The organism is Enterococcus sp. HY326 (assembly GCF_026157065.1).
Taxonomy (GTDB): Bacteria; Bacillota; Bacilli; order Lactobacillales; family Enterococcaceae; genus HY326.
This window is the reverse complement of the sequence record NZ_JANLGQ010000001.1, coordinates 225,143-242,383: the sequence shown is the minus strand read 5'-3', so window position 1 is coordinate 242,383 and position 17,241 is coordinate 225,143. Positions and strand designations below refer to the sequence as shown.

Sequence of the window (17,241 nt, the reverse complement as noted above, 5' to 3'; positions counted from 1 at the left end):
AAAAATTGATTGGAGAAAAAGTCATGAGTAAAAACCCTTATAACATTAAGCTTGTTGCCGTTGATATGGATGGCACCTTCGTCCGCAGTGATTACACCTACGATGTGCCGCACTTTAAAGCGGCCTTGGCGAGAATGCAGGAAGCCGGCTGTCAGTTTGTTGTAGCCAGCGGTAATCAATATTATCAACTGCGTTCCCATTTTCCAGGTTATTATGATGAGTTAAGCTTTGTCGCTGAAAATGGTGCTTTAGTAAAGGATAAAACGGAGCTGGTTTTTTCTGGAAATATTTCTAGGGAAGCCATTTTAGCAGTGTTGGAATTATGCAAAGAGCATCCTGAAATAAAAAATGTTATGTGTGGACTCGACAGCGCCTACTGTGAGCGGGGCACTGTCAGCCAAGAATTTTTCGACCTAACAAATATTTATTACCATCGTTTGAAATGGGTGGATAATTTTGCTGAAGTTGATGATCAGATTTTGAAATTTGCCCCGACTGTTCCCGTAGAAAAAACAGACGACTATCTGAAACTTTTTCAGGAAAAATTAGCGGGCTTGTTAGTACCAACTAGCAGCGGCCATGGCTCAATCGACTTAATCATTCCCGGACTGCATAAAGCATCTGGACTGAAAAGATTAATTGAGCGATGGGGAATCACACCAGCAGAATGTGCCGCCTTTGGTGATGGCGGCAACGACCTAGAGATGTTGGCTTATTGCGGTCGAGGCTACGCCATGGAAAATGCTGCCGCTAATGTCAAAGCTGTCGCCGATTACATTTGTCCATCAAATGATGAAGAGGGTGTCTTGGTGACTTTGGATCAACTATTTCCTAATTCGTAAGAGTTGACGAAAATTATGCAATGGTAAAATTTACCCACAGTATAGAGAGAGTTAAACTATCCTACTCAAGTTTTAAAAGACTTGAAAGTGAGTTAATCTCCATTCTGTTCTTTCAAAACGGAGTGATTAATAGCTACTAGCAAAAAAATTGAAGGTCTGTTGTTCAGATCAGTTCAGCCAGACTAATTAATGAGTCCGCAGTGCAACTTAAGCCCCATGAACTCAGCCTCCCCATCTTGTAAACTTAATTTATCAACAGGGGTTTGACATGGGGGCGTTCTAAATGAAACACAATAGAGATTTTCAATTACTATATTTAGCACAGTTTATTTTTGCGCTTTTTGTTGTTCTAGTACATTCTGGTACCGTCACAGCAAATCAAGAGCTCCATTTTTTTCTGAAAAATATGGTTGCTAGGCTGGCGGTGCCATTTTTTGTTATCAACAATGTGTTTTTTTATGCTCAAAAGGAATCATGGGGGCAAAAGAAATGGTTCAAAAAAAATGTTGGACTATATGTGATTTGGTCGATTATCTATCTGCCACTAGGGATTCAATTTATTCAGGAATATCTGCAGCTTCCCATTTTTCTTTATCCAATTGCCGCATTGGTTGGCTTAGTTTACACAGGTGTTTTTTATCATCTGTGGTATTTTCCTGCTGTTTTTGTAGGGATTATACTTGTTAAAAAAATAATCGATAGGTGGGGTTATCTAAAGGCTTTTCTTGGTTTAGTTGTCTTCTATGTAATCGGGGCCAGCGAGACTTATTCCGCTTATTTGGCTGGCACGTTTATGAACACAGTGATGGATAAATATTTTGCTACCTTTTTAACCACTCGAAATGGGTTATTTTTTACCGGAATTTTTATCTTAATCGGCTTTTACTTGGCAGAACACCATGAAAAGCTTATGCAAAAGACGAAACTAAACTTTCTTGGCTTAGGTGTATCTGCTTTATTTTTTCTAACAGAGGGTTGGTTAGTTTTTTCAAATCAAGGACGAGATGTCAATTTTTTCTTCTTATTGATTCCACTGAGCTTCTTCTTTTTCTTGATCTTGCTAAGCTATCGTGGAAAGAGCAATTTTTGCTATTTAAAAAAATATGGACAGGGAATTTTTTTCTTTCATATGGTACCTATCCAGCTCTTTAATATTTTTGTGACAACGACTGGCTTGTCAAAGCCTGAAATGGGAACCTATCGTTTAATTTTGGGCATAGGGGCATCATTTTTAATGGTCGAAACCTATAGCAAAATTAAAGAACTTAAGGCAAATGAATCACTATTGCCAAAGCTTTCAAGTAGACACTGAGGGGACAATTTTTTTTCGTTTGTCTGGTGATATCAAACATTTAACAAACCCTTCGCAACCCCATTAGACTGATGAAGTCTTTAGGGTCTATTTGTCGGATTTTCTTTCTTCACTAATAAAAGCTCGGTACAGATATAAATCTTCCATAGATATATCTACAGTTTTTTCTGTTGCTGAGTTATATCGGCTGCTTTTATAGTTTTCCTTTAGGTAAAGTATATTTGGAAAACATGTTGTGTTGTTTCAAGATAAGGCTATTTAAAAAATGCAAGATTTTTTCTTGTTACATAATTTAGTTTTTTCAATCAGATCCCCCTTAAATTTCAATTAATTCATCTCAAAATATTTTAAACTTTTAGAGCAAAAATAACGGATAATTCATCTTCAATTTCCGCATTTCTTTCCCCAATGATTTTGCAAGAGAAAAATGAAAATTCAGACAAATTAAAAAAAGATTAGATTTATAGTTGACAAAACAAAAGATATTTAATAAGATGAATAAAAATAGTTAAGAATATTCAGAAAATTCAAATTGTGGAGGTTGGTTATTATGCTGAAAAACAAAAACTTGGCGGTCATTATTTTATTATTAGTGTAGGGACTCTTTGATTTTTTAAATTCAAAAGTCCCTGTTCACATTGCATCTAAAAGAAGACAACTTCTTTGATGGAATGTTTTTTTTATACTCAATTATGAAACTCGATTGAGTGTAACAGAAAATAAATTAGTGAATCTTTGCAACTTTCACGATAACTTTTAATCGAGTGCTTTCAAAGACTGCTGATAAAAAGTTGTCAATCTGAATTGAAAGGAACTTACACCATATGAAAATCGTGAATGCTACAGCAAACTTTGTAAATAAATACTTGATTTACATTATGATTTTATTGATGATTGTCTCCTACTTTTTTCCTCAGCCGTTTTTATGGATACCTGCACAAACGACAAATTTGTTAAGTATTATTATGTTTTGCATGGGGATGACCTTGAATTTAGACGCATTTAAAATGGTTGTCATCCAGCCGAAAGCCTTTATTTTAGGAATTATTTTTCAATTTACAATTAGCCCCCTCGTGGCCTTTGGTTTGGCAAATCTCTTTGGCCTTTCTTCTGGTTTGATTATTGGTTTTGTTCTATTAGGTTCAGTTTCTGGTGGAACGGCTAGTAATGTGATGACTTTTATCGGCAAAGGGGATGTGGCCCTAACAGTTTCATTAACGACTGTCTCGACCTTATTGGCTACAGTTGTTACACCATTACTAACATTGGTGCTGGCTGGAAGTTACACCAATATTTCATTTATGCAAATGCTGCTTTCCGTGTTACAAATGGTGCTGGTGCCAATCATCTTAGGTGTGATTGTCCATAAATTAATTGAAAAGCATATTGAACGTTTTACCAAAACGTTTGTCCTAGTATCATCAGTTAGCATTTTGTTAATCGTAGCCGGGACAGTTTCAAATAATGGTGCCGTTATTGTTCAATCTGGTCTGATTGTGATTCTGTTGGTGACTCTTCATAATCTCATCGGTTACGGTGCAGGCTATGGTGTGAGTCGTTTGCTAGGTGTTAGCAGCAAACAAGCGAAATCAATTATGTTCCAGCTGGGTATGAAAAATACCGGCTTAGCAATCTCATTAGCAAATGCTCATTTTGCTACTATCCCGACGGCAGTTATTCCAGCGGCTGTTGGCATGGTCATTCATCAAATCACTGGACCAATCTTGGCCAGTTTGTCTGCTAAACATGAAGGAGGAAAAGAATATGAGTCAAAATCAAAACGTGTTTTTACCTAATTATACCCTTGGAGCTGGTGCTTATGAGGAAGTGACTGAGGTTGTCAAAAGTTATGGAACCAAAGCGGTCATGATTGGCGGCAAAAAAGCATTAGCCGCTGCCGAAACTAAAATTAAACAATCAATAACTACTGAAATCGAAATCATCGACAACTTATGGTATGGCGGCAACTCTACGTATGAAAATGTTGAAAAATTAGTTAACCACCCTAGTGTCCAGACAGCTGATGTGGTCTTTGCTGTCGGCGGCGGCCGGGTTTGTGATACAGTCAAAGTAGTCGGTGAAAAAACAGGCAAACCCGTTTTCACCTTCCCAACAATCGGCTCTAATTGTTCACCGGTAACTGCTGTGTGTGTTATGTACACGGAAGAAGGAGAAATGCAAGGCCTATTCTTCCCATCAAAACCGCCAACGCATGCTTTTATTGACACAACAATTATTGCGCAAGCTCCAGATGAATATCTGTGGGCTGGCGTTGGCGACGCCCTTTCAAAAGAAATTGAATCGACCTTCTCTGCCCGCGGCGATCAACTGGATTATACCGATGCACTGGGAATCCAGATTGGAAAAATGTGTACCGATCGTTTGCTGACTTACGGCACGCAAGCCTTGCAGGACAATGCTAAAGGTGTTTCTTCCTTTGCTTTAGAACAGGTTGTCGCTGATATTATCGTCACAACTGGCTTGGTATCTGTCTTGGTCATTAATGATTACAATTCCGCAATGGCTCATTCCTTCTATTACGGCACTACGGTGTTGAAAAAAATGGAAAACTATCTGCATGGCGCTTCTGTCAGCTACGGCGTTTTGGCATTACTAAAAATGGACAACCAGGATGCACTTTTCCAAAGAGTGTATCATTTTATGGAAGAAAATAAATTGCCGGTTTCAATGACCGAAATGGGCTTGGATGTCTCCTGTGACTTGGATAAAATTCTTGATAAGGCGATGAGCACAAATGACATCGTGCATGTACCCTATGAAATTACTCGAGACATGTTCAAACAAGCCATCATCGATGTTGAGACCTATCCAGCTTAATTAGCTTAGCCTGAAAAAAGCACGAAGCCTTGAAGAAACCTAATAATTCCCCCCTAGCCCGACTGAAGAAATTTGGTCGGGGTTTTTGCGTTATTGCAGAGAAAAAGCGTCGGTTGTTTGTAGAAGATAAACAACCAGCTAGCTATCTTTTTAGTTAATTTTTCCGACAGAAATTAATTGGAAACAAGCGCTTTTTCTTGGTAAGCTAAAAGAAAATAATAAGAGGTGTGAAGTATGGAAACAATCCGAATAATTGAATTTCCCGCATGTAAAATGGTTTCATCAGGTTATGCAAAAGAAGCTGATAATCCCTTTGGACTAGCTGGGCAACTGACCAAGTTTAATAACTGGTGGTCAGCTTTTGACAAGCAGCGCCAAGACAAATGGTTTATGCGGGATTTTATGATGTTTGAGTGCAGTAACAACTCTTTGATTTGGTTTTACGCACTCCCTAATCAGCTTCAGTATGAACTAATTGATTTTCCCGGTGGCTTATATGCTGCGGCAACGGCGGTTTTAGACGATGTTGCCGATGAACAAGCGGTCTATGGCACCATTAAACAATGGATTGCTGAGAGTGACAATTTTGAACTGAACGAATACGAGGGGCATTATGATTTATCCCACAGCGTAACTTCTTCTGAGCTGCAGGAACAGCTCGGCTATGCACAATTGGAAGTTTATGTTCCCATCAAATTGAAAAAATAAATTTTAATGAATTTCTTTAGCTAATAACTGGTTTCAAGAAAGCGAAAGAAAGAGAGGGACAAATGGAAATAGGTGAGATAATTACTTTTGGTTTGTATCAATGGAAGGTTTTAGCTGTTGAGCCAGAGAGGACTTTGTTAATTACCAAAGATATAATTGGCCAACGACCTTATCATAATCAAGCCGGTGAGGTTAGTTGGTCAACCAGTGATATTCGTCAGTATCTAAATAATGAGTTTTTCACGACATTCACAGAAGACGAACGTCAAAAAATTCTGCCAGTAGTCAATGAAAATCCAGCTAATGAATGGTATAAAACGGATGCGGGCGAGGCTACACTAGATAAAATTTTCCTACTAAGTATTGAAGAAGTCGCCGCAAAATATTTTGGCGACAGCAGCCGGCTGTTATATCAGCCGGCGAAAAAGCAGCGGTACTGGTTTCAAAGGAAGGACGTTCATAATCCTTTACGGTCTGCGGTGTATCAAGGTGATATCTGGTGGTGGTGGCTACGCTCGTCGGGAAAAAATCAGCGGACAGCCGTCTATATTTGGGGCAATGGGGTCATTGGAATTCAAGGCAATAGCACCTTTAACTATTCCAGCAACACAATTCATCCCCAGACTCATGACAATAGCGGCGGTTTACGACCAGCTCTGTGGCTGAAATTAACTTAAAAAAGGGGTAAGGAAAATGAATCAATTTGAAGAAGGATTACAATTATTGGAAGAAAAATTTGGTGGAGGTAAGGACAATCTGATATCTCTAGCGACGATTGCTTTAGAGTCAGCGGAAAATCAACAGCCTCGACCTGTTGTCCGTACGGTGGATGCCTATTACGAAAAGGGCGCGTTTTATATTATCACCCATGCCCAGTCCAATAAAATGAAACAAATTGCCCACAACCCAGAAGTCTCTGTAGCCGGCAATTTGGAAATGTTCACCGCCAATGCCTTGGCGGAAAATCTCGGCTGGGTCCTTGATCCTAAAAATGCAGAAATTCGAACAAAACTGCGCACGGTCTTTGCCGAGTGGTATGATATGGCCAATAATGAAGCCGATGAGAATTGTTGCTTCTTGGCTGTCCACTTAACCAAAGGCACCTTGAATATCAATCATTGGGAAAAACTGTATCATCTGGATTTTGTCAATCAACAAGAAATGCCAGATGGTGGGGTTTATTAACCTTAAGCTTTACGGTTAATAAAGAGTCGGTTTCATAGCAGATCATCAGTCTGATTCTGGAAACCTTGGCATGAAGCCACCCAATTTTTTTGAGAAAAATAGATTTTCAGCCCTGTTTATCAAATTTTCAGGAGATTTTACAATTGCTTTATTTGAGAAAGTTTACGAATCTGTTTTGAATTGAGTACCAACCTTAAATCTATTTCTAAAAACCACAGACTAGCAGTCGCCAAGTCTGTGGTTTTTATCATGTTTAGTGAGGTATTGGGTAAAGAGTTTGGGTTGGATTTGTGGATAAGTCCAATTTTTCGGTGCTGAATCAAGGTAGTGGAGTTTGGAAATTTCAAAATGAAGCTGAGGTTCAAGCTCCAAAATTTCGGCAAAAAAGACCAAGCCGAAATCTTCTTCCTGATTATCTTTTTGCACGCCATAAACAAAAAGAGGATCTATTGAATAGTCCAAAGCACCAGTTTCCTCGTAAAGCTCACGCTGGGCACAGGTTAAAATACTTTCATGAGCCTCTCGATGCCCACCAGGTATTTCTAGCGTGCTGCGATTTTTATGTTGAACAAAGAGATATTTAGCTTCAAATTTCGCGATAATAACTGCAAAGGCAAGTTGATTATCGGCTTTTTCATTTAAATTATAAATTGTAACTTTCAAATTAATACCACCTGTCTAGATTCTATATTATCAAACTTTTTTATCTGGAGGGGGATTTTTTTGAATCTTCTTGCCGTATTAAGATAAAAATCTAAGAAAGTAATTCATTTGATAGCAATTATCAAAACAAAAACTTACGTGTATTTTGAGTAAAATCAAGGTAGAGAGGAAATCAAATATTACAAATAGGAATTTGGAGGTTTTAATGACGATGGTTGTTTTAATGTTTTCTATAGCTTTCAAATAAAAATGAATTGTTTAGTTAAGGTTGAAATTATATCTGCACCTGATTTCCCTGCTCCACAACCTGCAAACTGGCGCTACCATCAATGGATTGATATATCTAACTTTTCATTTGCTTGTCATCAAAGTTCTCATTTTTTGTAAAATTTGAAACGGTAAGATAAATAGTCGAACTCAGTTGTGCAATATTATTGGAGAACCAAAGATATTTACTTAACCTTTTGCGTAGCTATCAGGAGAAGAAATAACAGCTAGATTTTAATTTTGTCCACAATCTAAAGTGTGGAAAAGCTCGTCTCGTGTGCCAGCAAAACAAATTTCGTTCAAAAGAAAGCGGACGTTTTGCACCAGGTGATTAAAATTGACTACAAAGCCAGATTGCCAAGGTTCACCATAATTTCCTGTAGAATAGAAAAATAATTGTTCTGCCGAAACGGATGAGTTCTCTAATGAATAAGCTATTTATTCTTTTCAAGTGGTTCAATGTATTTAGTTTTGATAAAATGAAACCTATAAAAGATTTAAGTATCGGATATAATTATCTATAAAAGGAGCAAACCATGGAAAACATAAAAATTATTTTTTTTGACATTGACGGCACGTTGATTGATATGGAGAAAAAGCAGATTTCTGAAAAGATGCTGCAGACGTTGATTGAGCTGAAAAAAAAGGGCATCATCATTTGTATTGCGACAGGGCGTAGTCCGATTGCTTTGCCGCAATTTGAGCAGGTGGAGTTTGATGCTTTTTTGACCTTCAATGGTTCGTATTGTTTTAATCAGCGGGAAACAATTTTAAGCAATCCGATTCCGACTGAAGATGTGCGGCAGATAATTCAAAATGCGAGTGCATTGCAACGTCCTGTCGCTGTTGCCACCAAAAACAAGACAATCGCGAATGGAACGGATGCGGATTTAGCTGAATATTTTGGATTTGCCCACCAACCGGTGATTGTGTCTGAGGATTTTGCTGAGGTAGTAGAAAATGAAGATATTTTCCAAGTCATGTTGGGTTCAGAAAAAAAAGATTACGATAAGGTAATGGAGGAGACTCACAATGCTAAAATTGTGGCTTGGTGGAATCGAGCAGTGGATATTATTCCTCTGAGTAGCGGAAAAGGTTCAGGTATTGCCAAGATTTTAGCCTACTATAATTTTGATCAGTCTGAAGCTTTGGCTTTCGGCGATGGGAATAATGATATTGAAATGCTGAAGGCTGTTGGCTGGGGTGTTGCGATGGACAATGCCTCTGAGGATTTAAAGGCGGTTGCGGATGAAGTAATCGGTCATGTAGCTGAGGATGGTATTTATAATTACTGTATTAAACATGGATTGATATAAGCTTATAGTGTAAATAGCTGTAAAAATAAGGCTGTGATATTAACTTTTTAACAGATGAAATTCTGAACTATTCTGTATTTGTTTCTGTGGACCAACAGGGCTTCGCGAAAGTACGTGAGTCCTTGCGATTCAATCGGTCCTCGTCGCAAATTAACAATATCGAGTGCAATTTGTTAGATATTGTTCATAAAGTTCGGCTCTGTTTTAAGTAATGGCACAGCTTTTTTTCTGCTTTCAAACACCGGAAAAGGTAATTTCAACATAAGAATCTAAATTTAGTAAGCCTTATCAAATGAAGTTTACTGCGTTATAATAGAAAATAATTGTGAAAAAGTGAGGATTTTATGGAACAAGTATTTTCAATTTTGACTGATGATAAAGTTCGGCTGGATTCTTTAGTGGTAGGAAATGAAGAGGCTCAGCAGCTGATTATTTTTTTGCACGGAGGCCCGGGTAGTGGCTATCGTCCTTTGAGAGAAATTGAGGCTTTCTTACAATTGGAAAAAGATTATTTATGTCTCTATTTTGATCAGCGGGGAGCTGGGAATTCTTATTTTCCAGCTACAGAAAAATTTTCTAAAGAGAGGCTGATAGCAGATGTCTTGGAGGTCATTCATTTTGCTAAAAAGCTGTTTGCCAAAAAAGAAATTTGGTTATTTGGCGGGAGCTTTGGAGGAAACTTGGCTCTGCAAACTATCAAAGCAGCGCCAACTTGCGTAAAGGGATTGTTGCTCAGCTGTCCTGCTGTTTTCTTTAGCAAAGCTGAAGGAAGAGCCTTTTTTAAAAAAGGCCAGCAACAGTATATGAATAGATTATTTGCTGAAGAGAAGCAGCGATTTGCTCAGATGCTTGAGTTATCGCCGCAGGATTTTTTTGCTCAGCCGGCAATTCGAGAGTATATTTTATCAGAGGAAAATCAGTCTAAATCCCTACACTATACTTATCAGATGAGTGATTGGTTTTTTGATGCAGATTTGGCTGGTGTTTTTGACTCGGTGCAAATCCCCCTTTGTATTATTCAGGGGGTTTTAGATTCAATTTGTTCTCAAGAGAAACTAAGTGCTCAACTGGTCAAAGAGCAAAATTCTTTGATAGACTATCATGCGCTTGCGGATTGTGGACACGGGCCTTTTTCCGAAGCTCCTGATACATTTTTACAGATTTACAATACGTTTATAAAGGAGCATACATCATGCTGATTTTTATTTGTTGTGCAGGCGGGATGACATCGAGTATGTTTTGTCAGAAAATTTCAAAGGCGGCTGACCCTGAAGCCGTCCATTTTGGCCATTTGCACGAGGTAATCAAGGATTTTGAACAATTGTCGGCTGAATTTCCGACACTCATCGCATATGGTGGAGAAGGGGAAATTACCCAAAATAATTTGGAGCCGCTGTTTAAGCCTTATGTAGATCAAGTGCTGGTGTGCCCTCAGGTTCGCTATAAAACGCCTAGTTTACAAAAGCTATTAGCAACGATTGATGTACCCTGTGCAGACATCGATATGAAAACCTTCGGGAATATGAATGGTGAAAAGGCCTTGGCTGATATTTTCAATCTGCAAAAAAAGTTGCAAAATAAGCAATAGGTACTGTTTCCAAAAAGATAACTCTTAGTCTGACTTTTGGTGTTTACGTCAAAATAAATAAATTTCTGCTGGTCTTTTTGGCAAGAGCTGAGAGAAGCCACTTTATAAGCTAGTCACAATCTAATGGAAAAATCTTTTCTGCTTGTTTTAAACTAGTTAAGGAGGTAGCGATGGTTATCCTTATAGAAATTTTACTAGTTGCTGTTGCTAGTGCATTGGCAGCAATCGGTTTTCATTTTCGAAAGGGGCAATGGCTGCGGCTAATTGCCGGCAATACGTTTAACAATCAACCAAAAGAAGCTCAAAAAGTCGCACCTGTCCTTGGAATTATTGTTTATGTGGCAAGTGGGCTGATGTTTTTATTTGCATTATGGGTGCTGTATATGTCTTTTACGCAACCTATAAATAATTGATATCAATGTCATTAAAAAACCACTAGAAAATCTGCAAAGAATTTTCTAGTGGTTTTTTGTAAGGATTAGATTTCTTTTAATGATGGGTATTCGAGCAGTGGCAGTTTGGTGATGTAAGTTAAATCTGTGCGGTCGGCTGCTTCGCCTTCAGCTAAAATCGCGAATTTTCCGATAATTTCAAGCTTAATTGCAGCCAAAAGGTCTACTGCTGCCTGCATAGAAGCACCAGTGCTGATAACATCATCTAATAGAATAACTTTTTTGCCTTGGAGTTCAGCGGCATCTGTCCCATCTAATACTAAAAGTTGTTCCTCTTTTGTAGTGATTGAATTGACACTTTGCGTGACCGGATTTTCCATATAGGATTTGATACTTTTTCTGAGGACAAAATATTTTTTCTGTCCGGCTAAATAGGTCAGCTCTTGAGCTAGCGGGATGCCTTTGCTTTCAAAGGTCACAATGTAATCAAAATCTTGTGGTAGTTTTTCAAGCAATAATTTTGCTGCATAATGGGTCAGCTCGGCGTCTCCTAATAAGACAAAGGAGGCAATCGCCATGTCGTTTGTAATTGGAACGATAGGCAATTGGCGTGTCAGTTGGCCGACTGTTAAGTTGTAAAAATTTTTCTCCGTCATGTTTACACTCCTAATCCTAAAATCGGTAAGATAATTTTGAAAAACGCACCGGTTACCAATCCGAAAAACGGATCGACCACGGCGGTGATTAATAAGGTGATGGCGCCGATTGTTGAATCGGTGCCGGCTACAGCTAGGCTGGCATTGTCAGGGAAGACAATAAAGGTGCCTAAAACAAATAAAAAGCCTGAGATAGAAGAGCTGGGTACAAATTTACCAATTTTTGGTAACAGGCCGCTAAATAAAATCACGGCCATAATCAGCATCATCAAAATCCCTGAAAGAACGGGATTTGGTGCGCTACCAGTAGCTGAAATAACTGCTTCAACCGGAGCACCGCCGAGCAAGCTGGTGCCAAGGTCGGCAATCGATTGGGTGATTGTCAGTAGATTTAAGTTGACTGGATTGGGTTCAATACCTGTCATTTGCCCAGTTAATAATCCATAAGAAATATTGGCGCTAATATTCAAACAAGCTAAACTAAGAGCGCCACGAACCACCGCCGTATTGATTATTGGTTTCGTAAAAACAAATTTTCTTTGGGTGACGTGCTCCGGTAGATCAACGCTGTATTTTGTTTTAATGCGAGCATACAAAGTGGCTAAAATAACTGACAGCGTAATGGTCCAAACTAAATCCTTCGTTAATAAATAAATGAAAACCGCCGTTATCAATGATACAAGGCCAATTTCTCGGTCTGATTTGACCATGTTAAGGGAAATTTTAGCCAACATAATTCCAACGCCGGCCATCATACCAGAAATGATATTCTCCCCAAGAAAGTCGACAATTTGTGTAAGCAATCCAGAAACTCCGATAAAAAACATAATCAATGAGCCGAAAAAAATAATCGAAATCCGTTCCTTATGAGTCTTGCCAATGTCACCTGTGATGGCTAAGGATTCCGCTTGAAAGGAAAGTGGCGCAACGGAATGGAAAATTCCGTTGACTGCCGAAGCAAAAATAAATGAAAATGTAGTAGGAAAGACCGCAAAGCCCAAGGTCATTGCTAAAATACCTTGGGGAATCCCGTTCAGGACAACCCCAATTGCCGCAATTAAATCTTCAATAAAAGTCACGTAGACACCTCTTTATCCGAATAAAAATATAAACCCAATAATAATTGTTCGATACTATCATACTGGTTTATCAAAAATCTGTCTATTTATTATCGAAAATAGGTTTTTAGAAAATGGAGAATGTTCGCCTTTTTCGAAATTTGCTATTAATGAATCAAAGTCTTTAAAAAGCATACTAAAGTCACTGCTTATTCAAATCGGATACTTGCTGACTAAAAACAACAAGACACCTTTTTAATGAGTAGTAACACCCATTACTAATCAATTTTCGATTTCTGTCCATTATCTATTTCAAATAATTGAAATAAATTAGTTTAAGTCTATACTCCAAATAGAACAAGATAATTTACAGCTTGACCATTAAAAGGAGGACGGGCAAATGGCAGAGATGATGATTGCTGAAATGCAGCATGCCTATAAAAGTTTTGATAAACGCCGTGTGTTGGAGGATGTCACAATCGAAATTGAAAAGGGGAAAATTTTAGGTCTGATTGGCCCTAGTGGTGCTGGCAAGTCCACGACGATTAAATGCCTGATGGGGATGGAAAAATTGGATCGAGGAACCACCAAAATATTTAACGTGACGATGCCAAATCGAAAAATTTTGGCTAAAATTGGTTATATGGGACAAAGTGATGCCTTGTATGAGAGCTTAAGTGGAGAAGAAAATTTACAATTTTTTGGAAATCTAATGGGATTAAAGAAAAAAGCATTGGCAGCGGCGATTCAAGAAAATTTGGCTTTAGTCAATTTAAGCGATGCAGCTAAAATCCAAGTGCAAAATTATTCTGGCGGTATGAAGCGTCGGCTATCGTTAGCAATTTCACTATTGGCCAAACCAGAGCTTTTAGTTTTAGACGAGCCGACTGTTGGAATCGACCCTAGTTTGCGGGTGGAAATTTGGAAACAGCTACGGACAATAGCTACTCAAGGAAATTCGATTATTATCACTACCCATGTTATGGACGAGGCTGAAAAATGTGACCTAGTCGGTTTAATCATTGAAGGTAAAGTCTTTGCTTGGGGAAGTCCTGCAGCATTGAAGAAACAATTTAAGGTTGATACAATCGAAGCGGTTTTTTTGAAAGCAGAGGTGCCTAGCAAATGATTCGATTTAAAGCGATTTTCTTTAGAGTTTTGCGGGAAATGTTCAGGGATAAACGAACCCTGACATTGATGTTTATTGCGCCGCTGGTGATTTTATCGTTGATGAATGTGTTATTTACCTCTAGTGATGATCCAACTCTGACAATTGGAGTGGATGCTAGTGTGCCGACAGCCATCACAGATGCTCTTGAAGAATCTGACCATGTAACTGTAAAAGATTATTTTGCGGCAACCAATATTTCTCAGACGGTTGCAACGGATAATCTTGCTGCTTTTATCAGTCTTAGCAATTCCACGATTAAAGTTGTCTATGAAAATAGTGATCCAAGCCAGACGAGTGCCCTCAAAGTGCTGCTGGCAAATGTTCTGACCGCAGACACGATTAAAGATATGGCCGAGGAATTGCAGCAAGCTGCAGCTACAACGGGAACAGAGTACTCAGTCACAAATTACAGCGTTGACAATTCCTATGTTTACGGCGATAGCAGTACCACTTTCTTTGATAAAATTTTTCCAATTTTGATTGGTTTTTTTGTTTTTTTCTTTGTCTTTTTGATATCGGGGATTGCTTTATTAAAGGAGAGAACTTCTGGAACTTTGGAAAGAATTTTGGCGACACCTGTCAAACGCAGTGAAATTGTTTTAGGCTATCTAGCAGGCTATGGCGTATTTGCCATCATCCAGACTGTGCTAATTGTCTTTTTTGCAATCTATGTTTTGCAGGTGGATGTTGCAGGTAATATTGGCTGGGTGCTGGTGTCCAATATTTTATTGGCGTTAGTGGCACTGGTCTTGGGAATATTTGTTTCCACCTTCGCCAGCTCAGAATTTCAAATGATGCAGTTTTTACCAATTGTGGTCATTCCGCAGATTTTCTTTTCTGGGATTATTTCCTTAGATTCAATGGCAAACTGGGTGAAAAGTCTCAGCTATTTCTTTCCGCTGACTTATGAAGGGGATGCACTGACTTCTGTTATGCTAAAAGGACAGGGCTGGAGTGATATCTGGCAAGATTTAATCATTTTGACGGGTTTTATCATACTCTTTACACTAATCAATATTTTAGGAATGAAACGGTATCGAAAAGTTTAATTACTTGATTATTAATTAAGTAAACTGGCAGAGGTAAAAAAACGATAACCACTCTTTTGACAGAGTCTGCATGCATAAAATGCCTATCTGTTAAAGAGTGGTTATCATTTTTATTTTAGTAATGCTGTTGCTGTTTTAAAAAGCAATAGGTTTAAAATTATTGAGATTAAAAGAAAAGTTAATTATGATTTCTCCCCTAAATAATCGACTACCACTGCCGCAACGGCTTTAGCGGCAACAATTAAGCAGGCTTCATCCATCAGAAATTCTGGGCTGTGATGGGGATGCTTCTTGCCGTCGTTAACGTCGCAACCGGCATAGATAAAACTGGCCGGAACCTGTTGAGCAAAATAGGCAAAGTCTTCAGAAGGGTCTTGTTTACCAGATTCCAACACGTCAGTTATTTCTGAAATATTTGCTTTAGATATTGTAGTTGCAACATATTCAGTGAAATCCGGGTCATTATAAAGAACTGGATAATTGTCGTTATAGTCTAAATCTGTTTTGACTTCAAAGGCGACTTCCAAACCTTTTGCAATTTCTGTGATATTTTTTTGAATTAACTCTTTGGTGCTATTGTCAAAATAGCGCACATCGCCTTTTAAGGTGACGCTGCCGTTAATCACATTGGCGGAACCTTTGCCATCAAAGGAACCAATCGTGATGACGCCCATTGAAAAAGGGTCGAGGCGTCTGGAAACAATACTTTGAATCATATTTACAAAATAAGCGCCAGCTAGGATAGCATCGTTAGAAAGCTGTGGTTGAGAGGCGTGACCACCAGATCCGTTAATTGTCAGAGTAAAATTTGAACGGCCGGTTTGTGTCTCACCTTGATGGTATTGAATCGTCCCCTTTTTCATGGTAGACATGACATGTAACCCTAAAATATTATCGACACCTGCAAGACAATTGTCTTGAATCATAGCTAATGCACCACCGGGGGCTAATTCCTCGGCTGGTTGATGAATAATTCGGATTTTTCCGGTCAGCTGATTTTTGTTTTCGTTTAAAACTTTTGCGACGTGCATTAAATAGGCGGTATGCCCATCGTGACCGCAGGCATGCATCACTCCTGGATTTTTTGATGCAAAACTCAGTCCATTGGCTTCCGTAACTGGCAGAGCATCGAAGTCTGCTCGCAAAGCCAAACATTTTCCCGGTTTGCCGGTGTCAATATCAACAATCAATCCATAACCAGTGCCGCAGCTTTGGGCTGTCATCCCTAAGTCTTTATAAAAAGCGCTAATTTTTTCCGACGTCCTTTTTTCTTGAAAGGACAGCTCCGGATATTCATGAAAGTCTCGACGAGTTTCGATGATATTGGCTTCTTCTTTTTCTAATTGCTGCATCATAGTTTCTAATAAAGTCATTCTAAACGCCCCTTTTTAAATAAACTCATTCTTATTTTATCTTGACAGGGAATTTCTGACAAATTATAACCAGCTAGCTGAATAAAAAGATGGCAGCGTCAGGTGGAGTTAGAGTTGCGGTCAGAGGGAGTTGAATGATAGTTAGAAGGGACTTGAACAGGAAAAGCTGAGCACAAAGGAATTGAAAAATCCCTTAAAATGTCCAGATAGCAATGTGCTAATCGTGGAATAAATTTTTTCGATGCGTCATAATTAAGCTAATTAATTAAAGCCAATTTCAAAAAAAGCGCAAAAAAAGAGACCTAACAGGATTTTGTGTTTTTTCTTCTCATACAAATCTCGATGGAGTGTCCATTGTTGCTCCAACTGTTTTTTTAAACACCTGTTAGGTCATATTCAGTTAGTAAGGAAACGATCAAATCCCCACGCCTTTCATAATGTTTTAAACCTAAATTCTCTTACACGCAACCTACTTCGTGCGTGTCAATCAGCCTCTTTTCTTCCAGAATTTGCATTCACAATACTACTTTACAAAAACTAAATTACTTAAAAACTAATTGTGGGAATCTTGGTTCCTTACACTCTTTATTATACCTATTTCTCGGTTTTTTGCAAGCGTTTGCATTTATAAAATGATTTATTTTTCAGATATAGCATTTTAAGCGACTACAGATGCTATTTCCCACTCGTGGTAGCTTGTTCTATTGTTTAAGTTAGCCCTGATTGTTAGAGATTACCCTGCTATTAAAAAAATTATCAAAAAATAATGAGAGTTTGCTAGTTTTTTTGATATAATAGGGAAAACAATCACACTATGAAAAAA

Annotated in this window: 17 protein-coding genes; 13 read left to right on the top strand and 4 right to left on the bottom strand. The window is 38.4% G+C overall.

Annotated features, from left to right (window positions below):
* Positions 1-23 precede the first annotated feature (23 nt).
* The 7 genes from ORH16_RS01190 to ORH16_RS01160 all read left to right on the top strand — a co-directional run bounded on the left by ORH16_RS01190 (position 24) and on the right by ORH16_RS01160 (position 6,885).
* Complete coding sequence (locus ORH16_RS01190; RefSeq protein WP_265455488.1) at positions 24-842, top strand: Cof-type HAD-IIB family hydrolase; 819 nt, start codon at positions 24-26, stop codon at positions 840-842.
* 283 nt (positions 843-1,125) lie between these two features.
* Positions 1,126-2,154 (top strand): acyltransferase family protein, encoded by a 1,029-nt coding sequence (locus tag ORH16_RS01185; RefSeq protein WP_265455486.1) that lies wholly within the window; start codon positions 1,126-1,128, stop codon positions 2,152-2,154.
* Between the two features lie 824 nt (positions 2,155-2,978).
* Positions 2,979-3,950, top strand: coding sequence for a bile acid:sodium symporter family protein (locus ORH16_RS01180; protein ID WP_265455484.1), 972 nt, complete (start codon positions 2,979-2,981; stop codon positions 3,948-3,950).
* Positions 3,919-4,992 carry an iron-containing alcohol dehydrogenase family protein gene (locus ORH16_RS01175; protein ID WP_265455482.1) on the top strand — a complete coding sequence of 358 codons (1,074 nt, stop codon included), beginning with the start codon at positions 3,919-3,921 and terminating at the stop codon, positions 4,990-4,992. Before ORH16_RS01180 ends, ORH16_RS01175 begins: the two co-directional genes overlap by 32 nt.
* A 234-nt stretch (positions 4,993-5,226) precedes the next feature.
* Complete coding sequence (locus ORH16_RS01170; RefSeq protein WP_265455480.1) at positions 5,227-5,700, top strand: hypothetical protein; 474 nt, start codon at positions 5,227-5,229, stop codon at positions 5,698-5,700.
* A 62-nt stretch (positions 5,701-5,762) separates the two neighbouring features.
* Complete coding sequence (locus tag ORH16_RS01165; protein WP_265455478.1) at positions 5,763-6,377, top strand: DUF6273 domain-containing protein; 615 nt, start codon at positions 5,763-5,765, stop codon at positions 6,375-6,377.
* A gap of 16 nt (positions 6,378-6,393) precedes the next feature.
* A complete protein-coding gene (locus ORH16_RS01160; RefSeq protein WP_265455476.1) occupies positions 6,394-6,885 on the top strand; it encodes a pyridoxamine 5'-phosphate oxidase family protein in 492 nt (163 codons plus the stop codon).
* A 219-nt stretch (positions 6,886-7,104) separates the two neighbouring features.
* Here ORH16_RS01160 and ORH16_RS01155 read toward each other — a convergent pair whose 3' ends face one another.
* A complete protein-coding gene (locus ORH16_RS01155; protein WP_322597273.1) occupies positions 7,105-7,548 on the bottom strand; it encodes an NUDIX hydrolase in 444 nt (147 codons plus the stop codon).
* An 803-nt stretch (positions 7,549-8,351) separates the two neighbouring features.
* Here ORH16_RS01155 and ORH16_RS01150 point away from each other — a divergent pair.
* From ORH16_RS01150 to ORH16_RS01135, 4 genes are all read left to right on the top strand, one after another.
* Positions 8,352-9,131: an HAD family hydrolase gene (locus ORH16_RS01150; protein ID WP_265455474.1), complete on the top strand. Its 780-nt coding sequence runs from the start codon at positions 8,352-8,354 to the stop codon at positions 9,129-9,131.
* Positions 9,132-9,475: 344 nt separating this feature from the next.
* Entirely contained in the window at positions 9,476-10,330 is an 855-nt protein-coding gene (locus ORH16_RS01145) for an alpha/beta fold hydrolase (RefSeq protein ID WP_265455473.1), read from the top strand.
* Positions 10,324-10,719, top strand: coding sequence for a PTS sugar transporter subunit IIB (locus tag ORH16_RS01140; RefSeq protein ID WP_265455472.1), 396 nt, complete (start codon positions 10,324-10,326; stop codon positions 10,717-10,719). The genes ORH16_RS01145 and ORH16_RS01140 overlap by 7 nt, the downstream gene beginning before the upstream one ends.
* Before the next feature lie 170 nt (positions 10,720-10,889).
* On the top strand, positions 10,890-11,132 hold the full coding sequence (locus ORH16_RS01135) for a hypothetical protein (RefSeq protein ID WP_265455470.1): 243 nt from the start codon (positions 10,890-10,892) through the stop codon (positions 11,130-11,132).
* A 65-nt stretch (positions 11,133-11,197) separates the two neighbouring features.
* Here the strand turns inward: ORH16_RS01135 and ORH16_RS01130 are convergent, their stop codons facing one another.
* Complete coding sequence (locus ORH16_RS01130; RefSeq protein WP_265455468.1) at positions 11,198-11,767, bottom strand: phosphoribosyltransferase family protein; 570 nt, start codon at positions 11,765-11,767, stop codon at positions 11,198-11,200.
* Positions 11,768-11,769: 2 nt separating this feature from the next.
* Positions 11,770-12,846 carry an NCS2 family permease gene (locus ORH16_RS01125; protein WP_265455466.1) on the bottom strand — a complete coding sequence of 359 codons (1,077 nt, stop codon included), beginning with the start codon at positions 12,844-12,846 and terminating at the stop codon, positions 11,770-11,772.
* A gap of 379 nt (positions 12,847-13,225) precedes the next feature.
* On the opposite strand from ORH16_RS01125, the gene ORH16_RS01120 reads away from it, so the two are divergent.
* A complete protein-coding gene (locus tag ORH16_RS01120) occupies positions 13,226-13,954 on the top strand; it encodes an ABC transporter ATP-binding protein (RefSeq protein ID WP_265455464.1) in 729 nt (242 codons plus the stop codon).
* On the top strand, positions 13,951-15,045 hold the full coding sequence (locus ORH16_RS01115; RefSeq protein ID WP_265455461.1) for an ABC transporter permease: 1,095 nt from the start codon (positions 13,951-13,953) through the stop codon (positions 15,043-15,045). Before ORH16_RS01120 ends, ORH16_RS01115 begins: the two co-directional genes overlap by 4 nt.
* Before the next feature lie 182 nt (positions 15,046-15,227).
* Here the strand turns inward: ORH16_RS01115 and ORH16_RS01110 are convergent, their stop codons facing one another.
* Complete coding sequence (locus ORH16_RS01110; RefSeq protein WP_265455459.1) at positions 15,228-16,418, bottom strand: amidohydrolase; 1,191 nt, start codon at positions 16,416-16,418, stop codon at positions 15,228-15,230.
* Between the last annotated feature and the right edge of the window lie 823 nt (positions 16,419-17,241).

Excerpts from the sequence above, each read along its gene's own strand:
- ORH16_RS01190 (WP_265455488.1), top strand. The coding sequence starts at position 24 with ATGAGTAAAAACCCTTATAACATTAAGCTTGTTGCCGTTGATATGGAT.
- ORH16_RS01185 (WP_265455486.1), top strand. The coding sequence starts at position 1,126 with ATGAAACACAATAGAGATTTTCAATTACTATATTTAGCACAGTTTATT.
- ORH16_RS01180 (WP_265455484.1), top strand. The coding sequence starts at position 2,979 with ATGAAAATCGTGAATGCTACAGCAAACTTTGTAAATAAATACTTGATT.
- ORH16_RS01175 (WP_265455482.1), top strand. The coding sequence starts at position 3,919 with ATGAGTCAAAATCAAAACGTGTTTTTACCTAATTATACCCTTGGAGCT.
- ORH16_RS01170 (WP_265455480.1), top strand. The coding sequence starts at position 5,227 with ATGGAAACAATCCGAATAATTGAATTTCCCGCATGTAAAATGGTTTCA.
- ORH16_RS01165 (WP_265455478.1), top strand. The coding sequence starts at position 5,763 with ATGGAAATAGGTGAGATAATTACTTTTGGTTTGTATCAATGGAAGGTT.
- ORH16_RS01160 (WP_265455476.1), top strand. The coding sequence starts at position 6,394 with ATGAATCAATTTGAAGAAGGATTACAATTATTGGAAGAAAAATTTGGT.
- ORH16_RS01150 (WP_265455474.1), top strand. The coding sequence starts at position 8,352 with ATGGAAAACATAAAAATTATTTTTTTTGACATTGACGGCACGTTGATT.
- ORH16_RS01145 (WP_265455473.1), top strand. The coding sequence starts at position 9,476 with ATGGAACAAGTATTTTCAATTTTGACTGATGATAAAGTTCGGCTGGAT.
- ORH16_RS01140 (WP_265455472.1), top strand. The coding sequence starts at position 10,324 with ATGCTGATTTTTATTTGTTGTGCAGGCGGGATGACATCGAGTATGTTT.
- ORH16_RS01135 (WP_265455470.1), top strand. The coding sequence starts at position 10,890 with ATGGTTATCCTTATAGAAATTTTACTAGTTGCTGTTGCTAGTGCATTG.
- ORH16_RS01130 (WP_265455468.1), bottom strand. The coding sequence starts at position 11,767 with ATGACGGAGAAAAATTTTTACAACTTAACAGTCGGCCAACTGACACGC.
- ORH16_RS01120 (WP_265455464.1), top strand. The coding sequence starts at position 13,226 with ATGGCAGAGATGATGATTGCTGAAATGCAGCATGCCTATAAAAGTTTT.
- ORH16_RS01115 (WP_265455461.1), top strand. The coding sequence starts at position 13,951 with ATGATTCGATTTAAAGCGATTTTCTTTAGAGTTTTGCGGGAAATGTTC.
- ORH16_RS01110 (WP_265455459.1), bottom strand. The coding sequence starts at position 16,418 with ATGACTTTATTAGAAACTATGATGCAGCAATTAGAAAAAGAAGAAGCC.